This window comes from Streptomyces sp. NRRL S-244, from assembly GCF_000717915.1.
Classification (GTDB): domain Bacteria; phylum Actinomycetota; class Actinomycetes; order Streptomycetales; family Streptomycetaceae; genus Streptomyces.
Genome location: NZ_JOCX01000041.1, coordinates 1 through 21,685 on the forward strand (window position 1 = coordinate 1; position 21,685 = coordinate 21,685).

The window sequence follows — 21,685 nt, forward strand, 5'->3', positions numbered from 1 at the left end:
GGGTTCTGTCACTCCCTGACAGTCCGGCACGTCTGGCCCCGCGCCCTGGAGCCCTTCCGCGTGGCCAGACGTGCCGGACTGTCAGGGAGTGACAGAACCCTGGCCCCCAACCCGATATCTGACGTACCGTCATATCCGCCCGAGCCCGCTGCCCCAGGAGGCTTGCCATGCCCGCGGACCGACCCGTACCGCTCGACGAATACCCCGTCCACCAGGCCCCGTTGTCGATGAAGCACCTCGTCACCGGCGACCGCAACGCCTACGACCGCTGCATCTTCCACGTCTTCGACCACGCCGGCCGCGCCGTCCTCATCCTCGGCCTCGGCGTCTACCCCAACGCCGGGGTCATCGACGCCTACGCCACCCTCCGCACCGGCGACGAACTCCTCGCCGTCCGCGCCTCCGACGCCCTCACCGACGACCGCATGAACCTCTCCGTCGGCCCGCTGCGGATCACCGTCGACGAACCCCTGAAGCGGATCACCCTCCGGTGCGAGGCCGACCCCGCCGACCCCGACGGGCTCTCGTACGACATCACCTGGACCGCCGAGTTCCCCGCCGTCTGGGAGCCCCACCACGTCCAGCGGCGCGGCGACCGCCTCATGCTGGAAGGCCGCCGGTTCGTCCAGGCCGGCCACGTCACCGGTACCATCCGCGCCAAGGGCGAGGAGTACGCCCTCACCCCCGGCGAGTGGACCGGCACCCGCGACCGCAGCTGGGGCGTGCGCCCCATCCCCGGCGAGGACGGCGGCCGCGCCGCCGAGGAGCACCGGCCCGAGGGCTTCCACTGGGTCTGGATCCCCGTCCGCTTCGAGGACCGCTTCCTCATGGTCATCGCCCAGGAGGACGCCGACGGCCACCGCACCCTCAACGAGGCCGTCCAGGTCTTCCCCGAGGACAGCGGCCGCCACGACGTACAACTCGGCTGGCCCCAGAGCGAGATCCGCTACCGCCCCGGCACCCGCCACCCCGAGAGCGCCGTCGTCCACCTCACCGACCCGGCCCGCAAACCCCTCGAACTCGGCGTCGAGATACTGAACTCCTCCCCGCTCGCCGTCGGCGCCGGCTACCCGCCCGCCGCCGACTGGCAGCACGGCACCTGGCAGGGCCGCGGCTGGACCGACCGCCGCGTCTACGACCTCTCCGACCCCGCCGCCCACCCCATGGCCGCCTTCGGCGTCACCGACCACTCCGCCCGCTTCACCCTCGACGGGCGGACCGGCTTCGGCATCTTCGAGCACGGCAGCTTCGGCCGTCACGACCCGAGCGGCTTCGCCGACTACTCCTCCGTCGCCCAGTAGGGAAGGGGCTCACATGGCCACCGCACCACGTCCGCGCACCTCCACCCGGGAGCCCGGGGAACTCGGCCGCCGCCTCGCAGCCTGGCTGGACGGCAGGCTACCCGGCGCGAAGGTCGCCAACGTCGCGGTCCCCGCGTCCAACGGCATGTCCAGCGAGACCCTGCTCTTCGACATAGAGCACCCCGACACCCCGGTCCGCGCCTGCGCCCTGCGGCTCGCCGCCGACCCGGCCGCCTACACGGTGTTCCCCACGTACGACATGCCCCGCCAGCACCGCGTGATGAGCCTGGTCGCCGCCCACACCGACCTGCCCGTCCCGCGCGTGCTGTGGCTGGAACAGGACCCCTCGCCCCTCGGCGCGCCCTTCTTCGTCATGGCCCGCGCCGAGGGCCGGGTCCCGCCCGACGTCATGCCCTACACGTACGAGGGAAACTGGCTGCACGCCGCCGACGACTCCGAACGCGCCGCACTCCAGGAGGCGAGCATCTCGCTGCTGGCCCGGCTGCACGACCAGTTCCCCGCCAAGGAGGCCGAGTTCCTCCTCCCCGAGGGCGCCGGCAGCCCGCTGCGCCGCCACGTCGACGCCCAACGCGCCTACTACGCCTGGGTGGTAAAGGGACTCGCGCCGTCCCCGCTGCTGGAGCGGGCCTTCGAACGCCTGGAGGAGCTGTGGCCCGCGGACGAGGGACCCGCCGTCCTCAACTGGGGCGACGCCCGCATCGGAAACGTCGTCTACCGGGCCGACGGGTTCGAGCCCGTGGCCGTCCTGGACTGGGAGATGGCCGCGTACGCCCCGCGCGAGGTCGACCTCGGCTGGACCGTGTACCTCCACCGCTTCTTCCAGGACCTGACCGTCGGCTTCGGCCAGAGCGGCCTGCCGGACTTCCTGCGCCGCGACGACATCGAGCGCCGGTACGCCGAACTCACCGGGCACACCCCGCGGGACATGGAGTTCCACACCCTGTACGCGGCCCTGCGGCACGGGATCGTGATGCTGCGCATCGCCTACCGGCAGGCGCACTTCGGGGAGGTCGAGATCCCCGAGGATCCGGACGGCCTGATCCTGCACCACGCCAGCCTCCGGGCCATGGTGCAGGGCACGTACTGGTAGATCCGGCTGGATCCGGCCAGGCCCGGCCAGATCCGGGCCAGGTCAGGTCGGGCAGTTCAGGTCAGGTCGGGGCGCGATCAGGGTCAGGGTGAAGGTCCGGCCAGGTCCGGCGCGCGGCCGGGAAGGCCGTCAGGCAGCCTGCGCGTGCTGCCGCATCTGCGGCAGCAGCGCCGGCGCCGGCATCCGCACGGGACGCGATCCGGGACCGCCGACGTGCGAGAACGGCTGCGTCCGCCAGTCCAGACCCTGCGGCAGGTCCAGCAGCACGACCTCGAGCTCCTGGGGCTCGCTCTGGCCCATGCCCACCGTCGGCAGCGCGTCGGAGGCCGGGCGGCCCGTGCCCGCGCACACCGTGAGCCCGAACGGGTTCCACGGGGTCAGGCAGAGCGCGTGCTCCGGCAGGTACTCCTCGTCCGCGACGAGGGCGATCGACTGGCCGCAGTCGGGGCAGATCGCGTGGTGGATCTCGAAGCCGTCGAACCCGTCGGCGTCTTCGAGGTACTCACCGTCCTCGGCGTCGACGAATTCCAGGGGCTCCGGTTCGGTGCGACCGGCGCGCTTGGTGTTCAGCATGGTTGTACTCCCCCTTGGGTGGGCCGGGCGGGCAGGATCTACGGCCTCGGCCACAGCAAGCACTTCCCGCCGCGCGGCACGAGTAACCACAACATCCCGGCGTACGCCTGCATACCCTTGTGGCCTTGGTCACATGCCCGCCGCAGGTGCCACTTGTGGGCGGACAGCACTGTGCCTGGAGCGCCCTTGGGCCTTAGGTTGAGCGGCTATGAGCGCAATGGAGGAGCTGGACCGCCAGATCGTTGATCTGCTCGTGCGGGACGGGCGGATGAGCTACACGGATCTGGGCAAGGCCACGGGACTGTCCACGTCGGCGGTCCACCAGCGAGTACGCCGTCTGGAACAGCGCGGAGTGATCCGCGGGTACGCGGCCGTCGTCGACCCCGAAGCCGTGGGCCTGCCCCTGACGGCCTTCATCTCGGTGAAGCCCTTCGACCCGAGCGCGCCGGACGACATCGCCGACCGGCTGGCCGGAGTACCGGAGATCGAGGCCTGCCACAGCGTCGCGGGCGACGAGAACTACATCCTGAAGGTCCGCGTCGCGACCCCGCTGGAGCTGGAGGACCTCCTGAGCCGCCTGCGCGCCCTGGCCCACGTCTCGACCCGCACCACGGTGGTCCTCTCCACCCCGTACGAGGCGCGCCCGCCCCGGGTGTGACGCCTTTTGCGCCGCGCCCCCGGGGGCGCGGTCGAGGCGGGGCCGCGGACCCGCGAAACTAGGGCCATGACCGACCGCACCGCCAGTTCCGCCGACGCCGCCGGAGCCCCCGCATCCGAACGGACCGTCCTCCTCCGCGGGGGCGAGGTACACAGCCCCGCCGACCCCTTCGCCACCGCGATGGTCGTCGAGCGGGGACACATCGCCTGGGTGGGCTCCGAAGGCGCCGCCGACGCCTTCGCACAAGGCGTCGACGAGGTCGTCGACCTCGGCGGGGCGCTCGTCACGCCCGCCTTCACCGACGCGCACGTCCACACCACCTCCGCCGGCCTCGCCCTCACCGGGCTCGACCTCACCGGCGCCGCCTCCCTCGCCGACGCCCTCGGCCTCGTCCGCGCGTACGCCGGGCGCCGCCCCGCCGACCGGGTGCTCCTCGGCCACGGCTGGGACGCCTCCCGCTGGCCCGAGCGCCGTGCGCCGCGCCGCGCGGAGCTCGACGAGGCCGCCGGCGGCCGCCCGCTCTACCTCAGCCGCATCGACGTGCACTCCGCCGTCGTCACCACCGCCCTGCTGGACCTCGTACCGGCCGTCTCCGTCCGCGGTGACGAGCCGCTGACCCGCGACGACCACCACGCCGTCCGCAGGGCCGCGCTCGCCGCCGTCACCCCCGCCCAGCGCGCCGAGGCCCAGCGGGCCGCCCTGGACCGGGCCGCCTCCCTCGGCATCGGCTCCGTCCACGAGTGCGGCGGCCCCGACATCTCCTCCGCCGAGGACTTCGCGGACCTCCTCAACCTCGCCCGCGAGCGCCCCGGACCCCGCGTCTTCGGCTACTGGGCGGACCGGGACCTCGAACAGGCCAAGGCGCTCGGCGCCATCGGCGCCGCGGGCGACCTCTTCGTGGACGGCGCCCTCGGCTCCCACACCGCCTGCCTGCACGCCCCGTACGCCGACGCGGGCCACACCGGCACCGGCTACCTCGACGCCGGCGAAGTCGCCGAGCACGTCGCCGCGTGCACCGAGGCGGGCCTCCAGGCCGGCTTCCACGCCATCGGCGACGCCGCCCTCACCGCCGTGGTCGAGGGCATGCGCGCCGCCGCCGAGAGGGTCGGCCTCGCCCGCGTCCGCGCCGCGCGGCACCGCGTCGAGCACGCCGAGATGATGACCCCCGAGACCATCGCCGCCTTCGCGGACCTCGGCCTCACCGCCTCCGTACAGCCCGCCTTCGACGCGGCCTGGGGCGGCGAGGACGGCATGTACGCCGACCGGCTGGGCGCGGAGCGCGCCCGTACGCTCAACCCCTTCGCCGCCCTGCTCAAGGCCGGTGTGCCGCTCGCCTTCGGCTCCGACGCCCCCGTGACCCCGTTCGACCCCTGGGGCACCGTCAGGGCGGCCGCCTTCCACCGCACCCCCGAGCACCGGATCTCCGTACGGGCCGCCTTCACCGCCCACACCCGGGGCGGCTGGCGGGCCCTCGGCCGTGACGGAGCCGGTGTGCTCGTGCCCGGCGCGCCCGCCGACTACGCACTGTGGGAGACCGCCGAACTGGTGGTCCAGGCCCCCGACGACCGGGTCGCCCGCTGGTCCACGGACCCCCGTTCGGGGACCCCCGGGCTGCCCGACCTCACCCCCGGCGGCGATCTGCCGGTGTGCCTCGCCACGGTCGTCGGCGGGCGGGAGGTATTCGTACGGCCACAGGGGTGATCCGGTCCGCCTCGGTTCGGTACGGGCGCTCGGACCCGGATAGGTTCGGCCGGGTCCACCACCGGACGTCCGTACCGGGCGGCTCCGTCTGCTCAGCGCGCCCGCGCCTCGGGGGCGAGGGAAGGTTTCGCCGGGATGGGGGTCCCCCCTGCTCCGCAGGAGCTCGGGGGAAAGGTGGCCCCGGCCGGGGCCCGCGGTCCAGTAGACAACGGTCACGGCGACCCGCAGCCAGCGGGAGCGGGACCGGCCCGAAGGACCGCGGGCCCCGGCCACTGTTCTAAAGTCATCCTCTGTGACAGGACGGACAAGAACACGAAGGCGGACTCAGTGAGCGACGGCGGACAGCGAGGGTACGGACCGCTCGGCACGGCCTTGGTGATCATTCCGACCTTCAACGAGGCGGAGAACATCGGGCCGATCGTCGGCCGCGTGCGCGCAGCGGTGCCCGAGGCGCACATCCTGGTCGCGGACGACAACAGCCCCGACGGCACCGGCAAGCTCGCCGACGAGCTGGCGGCCGCCGACGACCACGTGCACGTCCTGCACCGCAAGGGCAAGGAAGGGCTCGGCGCCGCCTACCTGGCGGGCTTCGCCTGGGGCCTGGAGCACGACTACGGCGTGCTCGTCGAGATGGACGCCGACGGCTCCCACCAGCCGGAGGAGCTGCCCCGCCTGCTGACCGCGCTGGCCGGGGCCGACCTGGTCCTGGGTTCGCGCTGGGTGCCGGGCGGCCGGGTGGTCAACTGGCCCAAGAGCCGAGAGTTCCTCTCGCGCGGCGGCTCGGTGTACTCGCGGCTGATGCTGGACGTCCCGATCCGCGACGTGACGGGCGGCTACCGCGCCTTCCGCCGCGAGACCCTGGAAGGGCTGGGCCTGGACGAGGTGGCCTCCGCGGGCTACTGCTTCCAGGTCGACCTGGCCCGCCGGGCCGTCCACCAGGGCTTCCGCGTCGTCGAGGTGCCCATCACCTTCGTCGAGCGTGAGTTCGGCGACAGCAAGATGAGCAAGGACATCGTGGTGGAGGCCCTCTGGCGGGTCACCCAGTGGGGGCTCAAGGGCCACGCGGCGAAGCTGATCGGCCAGGACAAGCCCAAGGGCGGGGCCCCGGACGGGGCCAAGGGTCCGGCCAAGGGTCCGGCCAAGGGCCCGGACGCCCCTTAGGGGATGTCCGGTACCTCCGGCTGAGGTCGCTTTTACGCCGCCCCAGGCACACTGGGTGGTATGACGACCGGCGTTCCCCTCTCGACGGCCCCCCGACGGCGCTCGCGTGCCCGCACCTTCCTTCCGCTGGCGGTCGCCGCCTGGCTGATCCTGGAGATCTGGCTGCTGAGCCTGGTCGCCGGCGCGGCCGGCGGGCTGACCGTCGCGGCGCTGCTCGCGGGCGGGATCGTGCTCGGCGCCGTGGTCATCAAGCGGGCCGGGCGGCGGGCCTTCAAGAACCTGGCGAACACCTTCCAGCAGGCCCAGCAGGGGCAGCAGCCCGCCCCGCAGCAGCCGGGCGGCGGCAATGGCCTCACCATGCTGGCCGGCTTGCTCCTGATGCTGCCGGGCCTGCTCTCCGACGCGGTAGGCCTGCTCCTCCTGGTCCCGCCCGTCCGGGCATGGACCGGCCGCCGGCTGTCCGGCTCCCTGGAGCGCAAGATGGCCGCGGCCCCGGCGGGCAGCTTCGGTGACGCCTTCCAGCAGGCCCGCATCCACCACCCCGACGGCAAGGTCGTCCAGGGCGAGGTCATCCGCGAGGACGGGCAGCAGCCGCCGCAGCAGCCGGGGCCCGACGCCGGGTACCGGCCGCCGCTGGCTCCCTGAGCGAACAGCGTGCCGGAAGTCGGCAGCGAGCAGGAACGGAACGAAGCCGAGGGCCCCCGCCACAGTTCGTGGCGGGGGCCCTCGGCTTCGTTCTGCTACAGGTCCGGCTGTCAGGCGGACTTGCGGCTGTCCCGCGGATGCACGGCAATGTTCATGGCGCCGGAACGCAGGACCGCCAGCCTCTCGGCCAGCACTTCCTCCAGTTCCTCGCGGGTGCGCCGCTCCATGAGCATGTCCCAGTGCGTTCGCGCAGGCTTGCCCTTCTTCTCTTCGGGCCCGTCCCCGTCAACCAGGAGTGCCATGGCGCCGCACGCCTTGCACTCCCACTCCGGCGGAATCTCTGCCTCAACCGAGAACGGCATCTCAAATCGATGTCCGTTCTGGCATGCGTACTCCACCGCCTGGCGCGGGGCCAGATCGATGCCGCGGTCCGTCTCGTAGCTGGTAACCACGAGCCGCGTACCGCGGAGAGCTCGCTCACTCATGAATCGTGCCTCCCGGGCTTGTCGCCCACAGGACAGGTGTCGCTGTCGTCGTCATCCGGTCAACGTCCGGTCGGCGGTATAGATTCCCGCTCCGGGTGATGCGTCGCCCGTCGTGCCGCCCCTTGTTGTACCCACCAGTGCCCGTTTTGTCACATCTGGCAGCAGATGTCACCCAACGTCTTCAGTTCTTTAGCGCGCAGTAACGGTCCGGCTGGCAGGCCAAAGGCGTACACTACCGGCCCTTCGCTTCAACGTCGAAATCCGTTCGGAATTCGTATGAAGATCCGGGTCGTGTCCACTCAGATCCGCTCGGGAACAGGATTCCCCGCCGCCTCCACCGCGCGCCGCACCGGCACTCGCGCCAGCAGCACGAAACCCAGTGCGAAGAAGACCACCAACGAGATGATCGCGTCCCGGTAGCTGCCGGTGACCTGGTACGTCAGGCCGAACACCAGCGGCCCGACCCAGCTCACCCCGCGGTCGCTCATCTCGTACGCCGAGAAGTATTCGGCCTCCTTGCCCGCCGGCACCAGGTGCGAGAAGAGCGAGCGCGACAGCGCCTGGCTGCCGCCCAGCACCAGTCCGATCATCGACGCCAGTGCGAAGAACCACACCGGCGCCCCCGCCGGCAGGAAGAAACCGGCGGCCAGGGTCACGGTCCAGGCCACCAGTGACCCGAGGATGGTCCTCTTCGCGCCGTACGACACGGCCAGCCGGCCCATCCCCATCGCGCCCGCCACCGCGAGGATCTGCACCAGCAGCACCGCCGTGATCAGCGTCGAGTCCTCCAGCTTCAGCTCCTGCTTGCCGTAGACGGACGCCTGCGAGATCACGGTCTGGATCCCGTCGTTGTAGACCAGGTACGCCAGCAGGAACGACAGCGTCAGCGGATGCCGCCGCATGTCCTTCAGCGTGGCGACGAGCTGCTTCCACCCCGACCCGGCGGCCGCGTGGCCGGCATCCGGCCGGACCACCGCCCGGTCCCGCAGCCGGCGCAGCGGGATGATCGCGAACGCGCCCCACCACAGGCCCGCCGAGGCCAGGCAGATGCGTACCGCCGCGTCCTTGGAGATCCCGAAGGACTCGTGCGACTGGAACAGGACCAGGTTCAGGATCAGGACGAACGCACCCGCCGTGTAGCCGAACGCCCAGCCGCGCGAGGAGACGGTGTCCCGCTCCGCCGGCTCCGCGATCTGCGGCAGGTAGGAGTTGTAGAGCACCATCGACACCGACATCGCGGCGTTCGCCACGATCAGCAGGACACCGCCCAGCAGGTAGCGGTCGCCGCCCAGCAGGAACATCGCGGTGGTCGCCGCCGCGCCGGTGTACGCCGCCGCCGCGAGCAGCGGCTTCTTGCGGCCCGTACGGTCCGCGGCCGCGCCCACCAGCGGCATGGCCAGCACCGCGACGATCACCGACATCGAGACGGCGTACGCGAAGAACGAGCCCGACCGGACGGGTATCCCCAGCGGGTGGACGTACCCGTGCGCGTCCTGGGCGGCCTCGGCCATCGTCGTGAGGTACGGGCCGATGAACACCGTCAGCACGGTCGAGGAGTAGACCGAGCAGGCGAAGTCGTAGAAGTACCAGCCGTGCTGTTCGCGTTTGCGGGCCGCCGCAGCGGCAGCGGTGGCTCTGCCGTCCTCCGCGCCCGGTTCCGCTTCTTCTGTGGTCTGCGCACTCATGAGTGCCCCCTCGCTGGTCCCCGTACCGCTGCGGCCGCCCCACCGGGCACGGCGGCCGTACGGGCGGTCAGGCCCAGGCCCCGCGCCGGTCCAGCACCGTGCGCAAGATGTCGATCTGGTCGGTCATGATGCCATCGACTCCCAGGTCGAGCAGCGCCTCCATGCGTTCCGGTTCGTTCACGGTCCACACGTGCACCTGGAGTCCCCGCTCGTGCGCGGTGCGTACGAACCGGCGGTCGACCACGCGGATGCCCGCCTGCGTCTCCGGAACCTGCGCCGCCACCGCCCCGACCCGCAGTGCCGCCGGGATCGCGTACGAGCGCAGCCGCAGGCCGATCACCCCGCGCACCCCGTACGAGGTCGCCAGCCGGGGGCCGGCGATCTTCTGGGCGCGGGCCACCCGGCTCTCCGAGAACGAGCCCACGCACACCCGGTCCCAGACGCCCGCCCGTGCGATCAGGTTGACCAGCGGGTGCAAGGCCGACTCGGACTTGATGTCGACGTTCCAGCGGGCCTCGGGGAACTCTTCGAGGAGCTCCTCGAAGAGCGGCAGCGGCTCGGTGCCCGCCACCCGCGCCCGGCGGACCTGGTTCCAGGTCAGCTCCGCGATCCGGCCCTGCCCGTCGGTGACCCGGTCGAGGGTGGAGTCGTGGAAGGCGACGAGCTTCCCGTCGGCGGTGGCGTGGACATCGGTCTCGAAGTACCGGTAGCCCGCGTCGGCGGCCCGCCGGAAGGCGGCGGCGGTGTTCTCCAGCCCGTCCGCGGCACCTCCCCGGTGCGCGAAGGGAATCGGAGCCGGGTGGTCCAGATACGGATGGCGAAGGCGTACGTGCGTCACCCGTCGCAGTATGCCCCGTGCGCCGCGTGGGGAGTGAGCGACCCGGTGGCCGCACGGTGGCCACACGGTGAACGCCGCAGCGCCCCTGGTCCGGTGGATCCCGGCATGACAGGCTGTGGGGGCGGAAGCAATCCAATACCGGCCGTACCCGCGGTCGGGCGGGGCCAATTCGACGAAGGTGGACCGGACAGCATGGCAGAGTGGACTTCGGCGGTGGGTGCCGCACAGCTCGCCCGTCTCATCACCTCGCAGCAGGAGCGCCCCAGCGTCCCCGGGGCGCGCAAGCTGCCCGCGTACCGGACCCTGGCCGACGGCATCCGGCTGCTCGTCCTCGAAGGCCGCGTCCCCGTTGCCGCCCGGCTGCCCGCCGAGCGCGAGCTGGCCGTCTCCCTCTCCCTCTCCCGCACCACCGTCGCCGCCGCGTACGAGGCCCTGCGCGGGGAGGGCTTCCTGGAGTCCCGCCGCGGCGCCGGCAGCTGGACCTCCGTACCGGCCGGGAACCCGCTGCCCGCCCGGGGCCTGGAGCCGCTGCCGCCCGAATCCCTCGGCTCGATGATCGACCTCGGCTGCGCCGCGCTCCCGGCCCCCGAGCCCTGGCTCACGAAGGCCGTACAGGGCGCGCTGGAGGAGCTCCCGCCGTACGCGCACACCCACGGGGACTACCCCGCCGGGCTGCCCGCGCTGCGGCGGATGCTCGCCGACCGCTACACCGAGCGCGGCATCCCCACCATGCCCGAGCAGATCATGGTCACCACGGGGGCGATGGGCGCCATCGACGCCATCTGCAGCCTCTTCGCCGGGCGCGGGGAGCGGATCGCCGTCGAATCCCCCTCCTACGCCAACATCCTCCAGCTCATGCGCGCCGCCGGGGTGCGGCTCGTACCCGTCGCGATGGCCGACGGGCTGGCCGGCTGGGACATGACGGTGTGGCGGCAGGTGCTGCGCGACGCCGCGCCGCGCCTCGCGTACGTCGTCGCCGACTTCCACAATCCGACCGGGGCGCTGGCCTCGGACGAGCAGCGCCGCGCCATGGTGGAGGCGGCGCGCTCGGCCGGCACCGTACTCGTCGTCGACGAGACCATGGCCGAGCTCCGGCTCGACCCGGCGCTGGAGATGCCGCGTCCGGTCTGCTCCTTCGACCCGGCCGGCTCCTCCGTGATCACCGTCGGCTCGGCCAGCAAGGCCTTCTGGGCCGGCATGCGGATCGGCTGGGTCCGCGCGGCGCCCGACGTGATCCGCAGCCTCGTCGCGGCCCGCGCGTACGCCGACCTCGGCACGCCCGTGCTGGAGCAGCTCGCGGTGAACTGGCTGATGCGGACCGGCGGCTGGGCGGAGGCCGTGCAGATCCGCCGCGACCAGGCCCGGGAGAACCGGGACGCGCTGGTCGCCGCGGTGCGCCGGGAGCTGCCGGACTGGGAGTTCGAGGTGCCGCGGGGCGGGCTGACCCTGTGGGCCCGCGCGGGCGGGCTCTCCGGCTCCCGGCTGGCCGAGGTGGGGGAGCGGGTCGGCGTACGGGTCCCCTCGGGGCCGCGGTTCGGCGTCGACGGGGCTTTCGAGGGCTACGTCCGGCTGCCGTTCACCGTCGGCGGGCCGGTGGCCGAGGAGGCCGCGGTCCGCCTCGCGGCGGCCGCCCGCCTGGTCGGCACGGGCGCGGCGGGCAGCACCGCGGAGCCCCCGCGCACGTTCGTCGCGTAAGAGCGATCAGGGGGTCAGGAGCTCAGAGGTACAGGAGCCCAGGAGCGCAGGAGCTCAGAGGTACAGGAGCCCAGGAGCGCAGGAGCTCAGAGGTACAGGAGCCCAGGAGCTCAGGGGCCCACCGGCCAGGGGCCGCGGGCCGGCGGGGCCTCCGCCGGGACCTCCCCGACCTCCTCGGAGTCGATCGACGGGCCCTGCGCCCGGGCCGGCGGCTGGACGATGTGCAGCGGCTTCCCCGACGTCACCCGCCCCGGCCCGCCCGGGCCCGGCAGCTGCCGCCCCGGCAGCAGCTCCAGCACCGCCTGGCGGTGTCCCGGGTGCGTGGCGTCGTCGTACGGGTCCGGCGTGGCGGGCACCTGCAACCGGTGCACGGGACCCGAGCCGAGCCGCGCGTACCCGCGCCCCGGCGGCACCTGCGCCGTCGGCGTGGTGTGCGGCGGCAGCCCCAGCACGTCGGCGATCTGCTGCGCCGGGGCCGGGCCGAGGACGATCCGGGCCCGGGTGTGCTGCCAGACGGCGTCGTTCAGCAGCTCCAGGTGGTCGAACTGCTCGGCCACCACGACCGTGACGTGCGCGGCGCGCCCGTGCCGCAGCGGTACCTGGAGCTGGGAGAGGGGGTCCGGGCTCCCCTCGGCGGTCGCGAGGTGCGCGAGCACGCTGGGCCGGTCCAGCAGGATCCACAGCGGCCGCCGGGTGTCCTCGGGCGCCGGCCGGCCGGCCTCGCGGGCCCGGTGCGTGGCGATCAGCCGCCGCTCGGTCTCGCGCGCGGCCCACTCCAGCGTGGCCAGCGCCCCGGCCGGACCGCACTCCACGGCCAGGACACCCGTGCGCCCGGACAGGCAGGAGAACTCCCCGCTGCCGCCGCCCTCCACGATCAGCACCTCGCCCCCGTGGTGCAGGGCCTGGAGGGCGATCGAGCGCAGCAGGGAGGAGGTGCCGCTGCCGGGCCGGCCGACGGCCAGCAGGTGCGGCTCGGTGGAGCGGGGGCCGGTGCGCCAGATCACCGGCGGCACGTCGCGCGGCTCGTCGTCCTCCAGGACCGGCAGGGTGCGCTGCACGGCGGCGGCGTCGGTGAAGCCGAGCACGGTCTCGCCGGGCGAGGTGACGAACGGCTGCGCGGCGATGCCCGTCGGCAGCGGCGCGAGCACGGTCAGGTCGAGCTGGTTGCCCTCCTCGTCCCAGTCGAAGAGGTACTCCCGGCCGCGCCCGGACTTGGCGTGCAGCAGGGTCTCGATCCGGGCCCGCGAGGCGGCCTCGCCGTCGGTGAAGTAGGCGGGGTAGCGGATCCGGAGCCGGGTGACGCGGCCCGCCTCGTCGAAGGCGTAGCCGCTGAAGGCCTTGTCCCACTCCCCGCCGTGGGCGAAGAGCGGGTTCGGGTCCTCGGGGAGGGAGAAGTAGGGCACGAGCGCCTCGTAGAGGGAGCCGAGCCGTTCGGTCTCGGCCTCGCTGGGCCCGGTCTTCACCGGGGCCCGGTCGCGTCCCTGCCAGGCCGCGGCCGCCATCAGGGTGATCAGGGCGAGCAGCGGGCCGTACGGGACGAGCGCGACCACGAGGACGCAGGCGGCGCCCAGGAACAGCGCGGGACCACGCTTGTCCTTGGGGGTCTGGGCCCACTTGCGCCGCCCGGCCGTGGCCAGGGCGCGCAGGCCGCGCCCGATGACGATGAGCGGATGGAGGACGTCCGTGGCGCTGTCGGCGGCCGTGCGAGCAAGGTCGCGGCCCCGTGCCAGCGGCGTGGTGCCGTTGCCGAGGATGCGGGGGAGTGGGCGCCGGGCCACGGTCGTCTCCTGGAGTGGTGTGCGGTGCGGGACGGTGCGGTGGGGGACAGCCCCCTACAACTTGATCCCGCCGAGGAGGCTCGCGAGGCTCGCCGTGCTCGCCGTGATGCTCGGGGCGATGGCGGAGCCGGCGAGGAAGAAGCCGAACAGCGCGCAGACGAACGCGTGCGAGAGCTTCATCCCGTCCTTCTTGAAGAAGAGGAAGGCGATGATGCCGAGCAGGACGACGCCTGAGATGGACAGGATCATGAGAGGTTCTCCTGGTGGGAGGGGACGGTCACCATCAGTTGTTCCAGGCTCACAGGAAGTATCAATGCGATAAAAGGTGCATACGGGTGAATCCCGGCTTTTTTCACTTGCCCGGCGCAGTCCGGCTGGCGCGTCCGCCGCGAAGGGGATCCTTGCCTCGGCCGGGGCCCCGTATGTGCAGGTCCGGGCGCTACTCTGGCGATTCACCCGTACGGTCGCAGTGCCGTACGGCCCCCTGCCCGCCCGGCCCGGGGAATCTCACGTCAACAGCGAGTGGAAGGCGGTACGACAGATGAGCGAGCACGAGCCCACCCAGGGCGGCTCCCAGGGCGCTCCCGACGAGGACGTCATCGAGCTGGCCACCAAGATCTTCGACCTCGCCCGGCAGGGCGAGACCGAGGCGCTCACCGCGTACCTGGACGCCGGAGTCCCGGCCAACCTCACCAACGACCGCGGCGACACCCTCGTCATGCTGGCCGCCTACCACGGCCACGCCGCCACCGTCACGGCCCTGCTCGCCCGCGGCGCCGAGGCCGACCGCGCCAACGACCGCGGCCAGACCCCGCTCGCCGGCGCCGTCTTCAAGGGCGAGGAGACCGTCATCCGCGCGCTGCTCGACGGAGGCGCCGATCCGGCCGCCGGAACCCCCTCCGCCGTGGACACCGCCCGCATGTTCGCCAAGGCCGACCTGCTGGAACTGTTCGGAGCCGAGTAGTCCGTTTTTGGCCGTGACCTGGCAGGGTCCGACCGGTCCGCCACCTCACGGAATGGTCACGGCGGCCGTAAATGTGGTCGCGGCGCACAAACCGGCTGGGTCATCATGGCGACGGATTCGATTCGCGAACGCGGCGGACGGGCAGGAGCGGGCAGGACACGAAGGGTGTCCGGGCCCATCCCCTGCGCAAACCCGGCCGACGTGGTCGCGGAGCACCGACGAGAGTGAGAAGGCAATGGTCTACATCGAGCGGAACATGACGGCGGACGTCCTCACATGCTGTTACGCGGCCCTGTGAATCCCGATTCCCGGTTGCGTCCCCAGCTTGATTTGAGGCCATTCCCATGTTCGAACCAGTCATAGCGCCAAGCGGCACCCTGCTCGGGCTCCTCCAGCGGGGCCGAGGCGACGGCACGCTGCACGCCCTCGCGGCGCCCCGGGCGGAGGCCCTGGCGGCCCTCAACCAGTGCGTGGTCAGCGACCCGCGCCAGGACTGGCAGGTCGAGAACCGCTCGCTGTACTACGCACGGCTGTACTTGGATCTCGACGGCCCCCTCGGCGCGATCGAGAGCCACCTCTTCAGCGCCGACGACCTCGTCGACGACACGGACCACCGGACCGGCCTCGCCCTGTCCGTCCTGGGCCACCTGGCCTCGTACGGCCGCGACGACGCGCTCATGCTGCTGCGCCGCTACGCCGCCTCCGGCGCCAACTGGGCCTGGGCCCTCGACGAGCTCGCCCTGCGCGACGACGACGAGGGGCTGCGCGGCCTCGCCGCGCCCGTGCTCGCCGGATTCCCGGCCGACGCCGAGGGCGAGGCGCGGCTGGCCGCCGCCGTCCGCGACGCCTACGAGCCCCGGCCCTGGTGTCTGTGGGAAGAGTCACCCGAGTACGGCGACCGCCTGCGCGCGGCCCGACAGCAGGGCTCCTTCGACCGCTGGCAGCGCCAGCTCACCCCGAACGGGCCCCGCCCCGGCTGGGGGGTCCAGGCCGTCTTCGACTGGGCCGCCGACGGCTTGCGCCGCGGCACCCCGCTGCACGTACCCGCCGCGCGCTGCCTCGCCGCCGTCGCGGCGCCCGAGGACCGCTCCGCGATCCTCGCGGCCGCCGCCGGAGCGGGCGGCGAGGCCGCCCGGGCCACCGCCCTGCACCACCTGGTCCTCGCCGAGCCGGAGAACCCGGCGGTACTGGACCTCATCGAAGCCGCCGGGGACGAGCCCGCCGTCGCCGCCTACGAGCGCATGTGCGGCCCCGCCGCCGTCGACCGGGCCCGGCAGTGGATCCACCGCCCCGACGCCCTGGGCGCGGCCGCCGCCGCGCTGCTGGCGGCCCGGGGCGGAGTGGAGGACACCGGACTCGTACTGGGCGCCCTGCGCTCGACGGTCCGCGGCTCCGGGCCCGACGCCCAGCGACTGTTCGCCCTGGTCGACGGGGCGGGCCGGCTGTCCATCGGCTGCGCGGCACCGGTGCTGCGCCACATCTACCGCGAGACGGCCTCCTCCCACCTGCGCGGGCGCGCGGCGCGCGCCCTGGCGAGCACGGACCCCTCCTTCGCGGCCGGCTTCGCCGTCGAATGCCTCTGGGACTGCGAGGAGACCACCCGCGAGGTGGCGGCCCGCCACGCGGAGACGGCAGACGCCCGGGTCGCACCGCGCCTGCGCCGCCTGGCGGCCGACCCCGCCGAGGAAGAGGACGTCCAGTCGGCGGTCAGGAGCCGGATCACGCCGGAGTCGGCCGTGTAGCCCCGGCCCGCCCCCACCGGACAGACCCCCGGCCCGGCCCCCTGACGAGGGGGCCGGGCCGTCGGCGTGTTCCTCGTGGACGTTTCAGCGGGCCCTCACGAACCTCACCGGCACCCCCGGCCGGGCCTGGGCCGCAGCGTCCAGGGCCGGGCCCGCGGGGACCACGCCCACCACCGGGTAGCCGCCCGTCACCGGGTGGTCGGCCAGGAAGACCACCGGCAGGCCGTCCGGAGGGACCTGGACCGCGCCCAGGACCATGCCCTCGCTCGGGAGTTCGCCGCCGCGGCGGCGGATCAGCGGGGTCCCGCCCTCGGTGCGCAGGCCGATCCGGTTCGACGCCGGCGAGACCCGGAACCCGGTACGCCACAGGGCCGCGAGCGAAGCCGGCTCGAACCAGTCCGCCCGCGGCCCCGGCCGCAACGGCAGCACCAGTTCGGCCGGCATCCCGGGCGCCGCCGACGCATCCGCCCCGCGGAGCGGATCCGGACCGGCCGGGCCCACCGGCAGCAGCGTCCCGGCCGACAGGACGGGCGGCCCCAGCCCCGACAGCAGGTCGGTCGAGCGACTGCCCAGGACCGGCGGTACGGCGAACCCTCCCCGCACCGCGACGTAGCTGCGCACCCCCGACTCCGCCCGGCCCACCTCCAGCTCCGCCCCGGCCCGGAGCCATACCGGCGCTCCCCAGGCCACCGCGCGGCCTGACACCCGTACCGCACACGGCGCGCCCGTGACCGCCACGGTCACGGGGGCCAGCGCCCGCAGGCCGACCCCGTCCAGGGTGGTCTCCAGGGCGGCCGCGTCCGGCGAGTTGCCCAGCAGCCGGTTGGCCAGCGCGTACGCCCCCGCGTCCAGCGCGCCCGACCTCGGCACCCCCAGGTGCGCGTGGCCGGGCCGCCCCAGGTCCTGGACCGTGGTCAGCGCCCCCGCCCGGAGCACCTCCAGCGCGGCCCCCCTCACCCCGCCACCTCCTCGAACCGCACCCGTACCCCCGGCGCGAACAGTGCCGCGGGCTCGCGCTGCGGATCCCACAGGACCGCGTCGGTCGTCCCGATCAGCTGCCAGCCGCCGGGGGAGGAGCGCGGGTACACCCCCGCGTACTCGCCGGCGAGGGCCAGCGAGCCCGCGGGGACGGCCGTACGGGGCGTGTCCCGCCGGGGCGGGTGGAGGCGCTCCGGCAGCCCGGTCAGGTAGCCGAAGCCGGGCGCGAAGCCGCAGAAGGCCACCCGGAAGACGGTTTCGCCGACGACCCGGGCCACCTCCCGCTCCGCGACCCCCCACAGCCGGGCCACCTCCGCCAGGTCCGGCCCGTCGTACCGCACCGGGACGGTGACCAGCGGCCCCTCGGTCTCCGTGAGCGGCGGCACCTCCCAGCGCGCGATCCGCTCCGCCAGCGCGCCCGGCTCGCGGACACCGTCCAGCAGCACGGTCCGCGCGGCCGGTACGAGGTCCCGTACGCCGCCCAGCTCGCCCGCGTCCCGCCGCCGGAGCAGCTCCGCGTGGAGCGCCGCCACCTCCGCGGCCGAGTCCAGCTCGATCAGCAGCGCCTCGCCGCCCACCACCAGGGGCCTCACGCGAAGGCCTCGACCCGGACTCCCGCGGCGGCCAGCGCCTCGCGGACCCGCAGCGCGAGACCGGCCGCCCCCGGGGTGTCCCCGTGCAGGCACAGCGAGCGCGCCTCCAGCGCCACCCGGGAGCCGTCGGCGGCCGTCACCGCTCCCTCGGTGGCCATCCCGACCGCCCGGGCGACCACGGCGTCCGGGTCGTGCAGCACCGCCCCCGGCTCCCCGCGCGGCACCAGCGTCCCGGCCGGCGTGTACGCCCGGTCGGCGAAGGCCTCCGGTACGGCCGTGAGCCCGGCCGCCTCGGCGGCGGCCAGCAGCAGCGAACCCGGCAGGCCCAGTACGGGCAGGTCACCGGCTCCGGCCGCGGTCAGGACCCCGGCGACGACCGCGCCCGCCTGGTCGGCGTCGTGGACCGTGCGGTTGTAGAGCGCACCGTGCGGTTTCACGTACGACACCTTGGAGCCGGCCGCCCGGGCGAAGACCTCCAGCGCCCCGATCTGGTACGCCACCTCGTCGGCCAGCTCACCCGCCGGCACGTCCATCGAGCGCCGCCCGAAGCCCGCCAGATCCCGGTACGAGACCTGCGCGCCGATCCGTACGCCCCGCTGCGCGGCCAGCTCGCAGACCCGGCGCATGATGGACGGGTCCCCGGCGTGGAAGCCGCACGCCACGTTGGCGCTCGTGACCACGGACAGCAGGGCCTCGTCGTCGGTCAGCGTCCAGCGCCCGAAGCCCTCGCCGAGATCGGCGTTGAGGTCGATCAGAGGTGTGATCATGGAAGCCATGCGGTGAGCGTAGAACAGCGCCCGCACGGCGGGGGCGCGTGGGACCGATCCGGCCGAACCATGCCGTTTGGGATGTTGTCGGTGTCAGCGCCTAGTCTTTGTCCGTGACTCTCCCTGCCCCGGCGAAGACCCTTCCGTCCCCGGCGCCGGGCCCGGCCGCCGACGAGGGCCTGGCCCGGCGGCTGCGCGCGCTCGCCTGCACCGCCCCGCTGCACGACCTCGACGTACGCAAGGCCAATCTCGCCGGCGAGTACGGGATCTACGCGATGGCGGAGGTCGCGCTCTCCGCGATCGACCTGGTCACGCTCAACATGGACTTCGACACCGGCGCGGACCACGAGCAGATAGTGGCCCGGCTGCTGCCGCGCGTCGCCGCGCAGGCACCGCACCGCCCCGCGGCCGAGCACGAGCGGGTGGCCCGCTGGGTCCTGGAGAACCTGATCAACGTCGGCAGCGTCGACCGGGGCTTCCGCGCGATCTACGGCACGTTCGGCCCGGACGGGGTGTACGTCCGCCGGGACTACGACTTCAAGCTGATCGAAGAGGTCCCCGGCTACGGCGGGGCGGTCTACCTCCGTACGACGGACGAGGCCGTCAACGTGCTGGTCGGCGCCCTCGACACGGACGTCACCAGCGCGCAGATCGCGGCCGAGGTGAAGCTGGAGGTCCTGATCAGCCGGGGCCGGCTGGCCGACGCCCAGCTCGCCGCCGAGCAGGCCCGGTACCGCACGGTGCAGTACGCGGAGACCCTGCGCCGCACGCTGGACGCGACCCGGCGCAACGTGCGGGCGGTGGACTGGCTCCAGTCGGTGCCGGACATGATCGAGGAGGCCCTCGACCACGTGGCCGACCGCTACCGGCACGAGAACGCGATCCTGACGAACATCCGCCGGGCGCGCGACGAGGCCGAGGAGCCCGACAACAAGCGGCGCGCAGCCGAGCTCGTCGACATCGTCAAGGACTGCATCCGCCGCCACACCCAGCTCCAGTCGAGGCTGCTGGACGCGGGCCCGCTGTTCCGGGCCGAGCAGGACCGGCAGGCCTTCGCGGCCCCGGCGCCGCGCTCCGGGATCGACCTGTACGGGCAGCTCGTGGCGCCGGTGCTGCCGCTGCCGCTGGCGCAGGCCTCCCGGGTCACGGACGCCTTCTTCGCGTCGGCGGTCGGGCTGCGGACCCCGGTCTCGGTGCGCGTCGCCGACCTGGTCGAGATACTGCTGACGCCGCCGGTGGAGCGCGAGCACCTGGGCGTGGAGATGCCGGAGCCGGACCTCATCGCGACGCCGGACGACAGCCGGTTCAGCGAGGAGCAGCTCGCCGCCGCGATGGAGCTCCTGGACCTGCCGCACGACGCCCCGCGCCGGCTCTCGGGCCTGCTGGCGCAGGCCCGGCGCGCCGACCCGGACCTGCCGTACCTGGTGGCCCTGCTGGCCGTCCACGCGGCGAGCCCGGCCGTCGGCACGGCGTACCGCCAGGGCGAGGAGCGGCTGCTCTTCGCCGTGGACGACGGCACGCAGCTCGACGACCCCGAGTTCGGCGGCGCGGACCTGATCGTCGGCACGGCCCTCCTCGACGCGGCCGCGATGGCCGCGGACCGCACGGAGGCGGCATGACCACCCCGAGTCCGCCCGGCCCGCCCCCCGCGCGCACCACCGCCCGGACCGGGAGCCACCGCGCCGCCCGACCGCAAGGCGGTACGACCGCCCTGGCCGGGGGCCACCGGGCCGCCTGGCCGCAAGTCGGTACCGCCGTCCTGGCCGCAGGCCACCGGGCCGCCTGGTCGGAAGGCCGTACCACCGCCCTGGCCGGGGGCCACCGGGCCGCCTGGCCGCAAGTCGGTACCGCCGTCCTGGCCGCAGGCCACCGGGCCGCCTGGCCGGAGGGCCGTACCGCCGTCCTGGGCGGTGGCCGCCGGGCCGACGGGGCCGGGCACCCGGGGGCGGCCCCGCCCGTCGCCCGGGCGGCCGGGGCACAGAGCCCGCCCGCCATCGCACACCACGAACACCGCACCGCCGAGGAGACCCACCCGTGAGCGACCACCACGCCGAGCACCCCGCGTGGAGCGAGCGGCATCCCGCGTGGAGCGAGGCCGACGCGCCGTCGGCCCCCGTCGCGCCCGCCCCCGCGGGGCCCGCCGCGGCAGCCGCCGTCACCCCCGCCGACGCCGCGGACGCGGCCCGGCTCGTCGCCTTCGGGCTCCAGCCCAAGCTGCTCCCGGCCCGCGACGCCGAGTACGCCGAACTGCTGCGCCGCTACCGCGAGGACCCGGCCTTCGGCCGCCTCGCCGACGCCGTCGCCACCGGCCTCGGCCTCGTCGTCCTGGAGGTGTCCCCGCGCGCCGGCATGGCCGTCGCCGCCGGCGAGGACTCCGTCTTCGCCGTCCGGATGGGCGACTACGCCCGCCGTACCACCGCCGATTCCGCCGACCGGTTCCTGCACGGCCTCGCCCACCTCGCCGTCGCGGCCCTGGCCTTCCCCCGCCCCGAGGACCTCGCCGACGACGGCTACATCGGCCGCGTCACCGTCAACGGGGTCGACGCCTTCGTCCGCCAGACCTGCCGCCGCCTGGAGGAGCGCGCCGAGGAGCTCGGCGAGAACACCGACCCGGCCACCGACGCCCCCGGCCTCGAAGCCGCCTGGCGCGTCTACGCCCGCCGCAGTGCGACGGGCGCCACCAAGGACGCCCGCCGCCTGGCCGGCTCCACCACCGGCATCGTGGGCAAGGCCGCCGCCTTCCTCACCGACTCCGGGTTCCTGCAGCGCACCGGCGACGACGCCGGCGGTACGTACCGCACCACCCCCCGCTATCAGCTCCAGGTCCGCGACATGGCGGGCAGCGCGGCCATGGCCGAGCTCCTGGAACTCGGCGTGGTCCCCGTCAGCGACGGCTCCGCCAGCCTCCTGCCGCCGCCCGAGGGCGACGACCTGGAGCTCGCCGCCGACGCCGGCCTGCCCTTCCACGCCTAGAGGGGGTCTTGTGGATCAGGCCGGGCTCGCGGCGGCC

General features: G+C 74.1%; 21 protein-coding genes. 12 read left to right on the forward strand and 9 right to left on the reverse strand.

What is annotated here, in order from left to right; all coding sequences use genetic code 11:
• Positions 1 to 167: 167 nt before the first annotated feature.
• Together IF02_RS0130150 and IF02_RS0130155 are read left to right on the forward strand one after the other, a co-directional pair.
• A complete protein-coding gene (locus IF02_RS0130150) occupies positions 168 to 1,301 on the forward strand; it encodes a hypothetical protein (RefSeq protein WP_030162589.1) in 1,134 nt (377 codons plus the stop codon).
• 13 nt (positions 1,302 to 1,314) lie between these two features.
• Positions 1,315 to 2,412, forward strand: a complete 1,098-nt coding sequence (locus IF02_RS0130155; RefSeq protein WP_030162590.1) for a phosphotransferase family protein — start codon at positions 1,315 to 1,317, stop codon at positions 2,410 to 2,412.
• 129 nt (positions 2,413 to 2,541) lie between these two features.
• On the opposite strand, the gene IF02_RS0130160 is transcribed toward IF02_RS0130155, so the two are convergent.
• A complete protein-coding gene (locus IF02_RS0130160; RefSeq protein WP_030162592.1) occupies positions 2,542 to 2,985 on the reverse strand; it encodes a hypothetical protein in 444 nt (147 codons plus the stop codon).
• Positions 2,986 to 3,202: 217 nt separating this feature from the next.
• Between IF02_RS0130160 and IF02_RS0130165 the strand changes: the two genes are divergently transcribed.
• The 4 genes from IF02_RS0130165 (at position 3,203) to fxsA (ending at position 7,150) form a co-directional block, all read left to right on the forward strand.
• Positions 3,203 to 3,643, forward strand: a complete 441-nt coding sequence (locus tag IF02_RS0130165; RefSeq protein WP_030162595.1) for an Lrp/AsnC family transcriptional regulator — start codon at positions 3,203 to 3,205, stop codon at positions 3,641 to 3,643.
• Positions 3,644 to 3,709: 66 nt separating this feature from the next.
• Positions 3,710 to 5,344, forward strand: a complete 1,635-nt coding sequence (locus IF02_RS0130170) for an amidohydrolase (protein ID WP_030162597.1) — start codon at positions 3,710 to 3,712, stop codon at positions 5,342 to 5,344.
• A gap of 327 nt (positions 5,345 to 5,671) precedes the next feature.
• Complete coding sequence (locus IF02_RS0130175) at positions 5,672 to 6,505, forward strand: polyprenol monophosphomannose synthase (protein ID WP_037837398.1); 834 nt, start codon at positions 5,672 to 5,674, stop codon at positions 6,503 to 6,505.
• A gap of 60 nt (positions 6,506 to 6,565) precedes the next feature.
• The gene (gene fxsA, locus IF02_RS0130180; protein WP_030162602.1) at positions 6,566 to 7,150 is read left to right on the forward strand and encodes an FxsA family membrane protein; all 585 of its coding nucleotides are present in this window, start codon (positions 6,566 to 6,568) and stop codon (positions 7,148 to 7,150) included.
• Between the two features lie 110 nt (positions 7,151 to 7,260).
• Here fxsA and IF02_RS0130185 read toward each other — a convergent pair whose 3' ends face one another.
• The 3 genes from IF02_RS0130185 to IF02_RS0130195 form a co-directional block, all read right to left on the reverse strand.
• A complete protein-coding gene (locus IF02_RS0130185) occupies positions 7,261 to 7,635 on the reverse strand; it encodes an RNA polymerase-binding protein RbpA (RefSeq protein WP_007262928.1) in 375 nt (124 codons plus the stop codon).
• A gap of 299 nt (positions 7,636 to 7,934) precedes the next feature.
• Complete coding sequence (locus IF02_RS0130190; protein ID WP_030162605.1) at positions 7,935 to 9,320, reverse strand: MFS transporter; 1,386 nt, start codon at positions 9,318 to 9,320, stop codon at positions 7,935 to 7,937.
• Between the two features lie 67 nt (positions 9,321 to 9,387).
• On the reverse strand, positions 9,388 to 10,158 hold the full coding sequence (locus IF02_RS0130195) for a glycerophosphodiester phosphodiesterase family protein (protein ID WP_030162607.1): 771 nt from the start codon (positions 10,156 to 10,158) through the stop codon (positions 9,388 to 9,390).
• A 192-nt stretch (positions 10,159 to 10,350) separates the two neighbouring features.
• Here IF02_RS0130195 and IF02_RS0130200 point away from each other — a divergent pair, with 192 nt between their 5' ends.
• Positions 10,351 to 11,853 (forward strand): PLP-dependent aminotransferase family protein, encoded by a 1,503-nt coding sequence (locus IF02_RS0130200; protein WP_030162610.1) that lies wholly within the window; start codon positions 10,351 to 10,353, stop codon positions 11,851 to 11,853.
• A 110-nt stretch (positions 11,854 to 11,963) separates the two neighbouring features.
• On the opposite strand, the gene IF02_RS0130205 is transcribed toward IF02_RS0130200, so the two are convergent.
• Together IF02_RS0130205 and IF02_RS0130210 are read right to left on the reverse strand one after the other, a co-directional pair.
• Positions 11,964 to 13,631, reverse strand: a complete 1,668-nt coding sequence (locus tag IF02_RS0130205) for a membrane protein (protein ID WP_030162612.1) — start codon at positions 13,629 to 13,631, stop codon at positions 11,964 to 11,966.
• A gap of 54 nt (positions 13,632 to 13,685) precedes the next feature.
• A complete protein-coding gene (locus IF02_RS0130210; protein WP_030162614.1) occupies positions 13,686 to 13,880 on the reverse strand; it encodes a hypothetical protein in 195 nt (64 codons plus the stop codon).
• A 292-nt stretch (positions 13,881 to 14,172) separates the two neighbouring features.
• Between IF02_RS0130210 and IF02_RS0130215 the strand changes: the two genes are divergently transcribed.
• Together IF02_RS0130215 and IF02_RS0130220 are read left to right on the forward strand one after the other, a co-directional pair.
• Positions 14,173 to 14,595 (forward strand): ankyrin repeat domain-containing protein, encoded by a 423-nt coding sequence (locus IF02_RS0130215; protein WP_051696646.1) that lies wholly within the window; start codon positions 14,173 to 14,175, stop codon positions 14,593 to 14,595.
• A 344-nt stretch (positions 14,596 to 14,939) separates the two neighbouring features.
• The gene (locus IF02_RS0130220) at positions 14,940 to 16,337 is read left to right on the forward strand and encodes a hypothetical protein (RefSeq protein WP_030162618.1); all 1,398 of its coding nucleotides are present in this window, start codon (positions 14,940 to 14,942) and stop codon (positions 16,335 to 16,337) included.
• 84 nt (positions 16,338 to 16,421) lie between these two features.
• Here IF02_RS0130220 and IF02_RS0130225 read toward each other — a convergent pair whose 3' ends face one another.
• The 3 genes from IF02_RS0130225 to IF02_RS0130235 are packed head-to-tail and all read right to left on the reverse strand — an operon-like array spanning position 16,422 to position 18,675.
• Positions 16,422 to 17,294, reverse strand: coding sequence for a biotin-dependent carboxyltransferase family protein (locus tag IF02_RS0130225; protein ID WP_030162620.1), 873 nt, complete (start codon positions 17,292 to 17,294; stop codon positions 16,422 to 16,424).
• On the reverse strand, positions 17,291 to 17,908 hold the full coding sequence (locus IF02_RS0130230) for a 5-oxoprolinase subunit B family protein (RefSeq protein WP_030162623.1): 618 nt from the start codon (positions 17,906 to 17,908) through the stop codon (positions 17,291 to 17,293). Before IF02_RS0130230 ends, IF02_RS0130225 begins: the two co-directional genes overlap by 4 nt.
• Positions 17,905 to 18,675: a LamB/YcsF family protein gene (locus IF02_RS0130235; RefSeq protein WP_420708222.1), complete on the reverse strand. Its 771-nt coding sequence runs from the start codon at positions 18,673 to 18,675 to the stop codon at positions 17,905 to 17,907. The genes IF02_RS0130230 and IF02_RS0130235 overlap by 4 nt, the downstream gene beginning before the upstream one ends.
• A gap of 113 nt (positions 18,676 to 18,788) precedes the next feature.
• Between IF02_RS0130235 and IF02_RS0130240 the strand changes: the two genes are divergently transcribed.
• Genes IF02_RS0130240 through IF02_RS0130250 form a run of 3 tightly spaced genes read left to right on the forward strand, consistent with a single transcriptional unit; the run spans position 18,789 to position 21,648 of the window.
• On the forward strand, positions 18,789 to 20,294 hold the full coding sequence (locus tag IF02_RS0130240) for a hypothetical protein (protein ID WP_030162627.1): 1,506 nt from the start codon (positions 18,789 to 18,791) through the stop codon (positions 20,292 to 20,294).
• A complete protein-coding gene (locus IF02_RS0130245) occupies positions 20,291 to 20,713 on the forward strand; it encodes a hypothetical protein (RefSeq protein ID WP_030162629.1) in 423 nt (140 codons plus the stop codon). Before IF02_RS0130240 ends, IF02_RS0130245 begins: the two co-directional genes overlap by 4 nt.
• Complete coding sequence (locus IF02_RS0130250; protein ID WP_030162631.1) at positions 20,710 to 21,648, forward strand: hypothetical protein; 939 nt, start codon at positions 20,710 to 20,712, stop codon at positions 21,646 to 21,648. Before IF02_RS0130245 ends, IF02_RS0130250 begins: the two co-directional genes overlap by 4 nt.
• Positions 21,649 to 21,685: the final 37 nt, after the last annotated feature.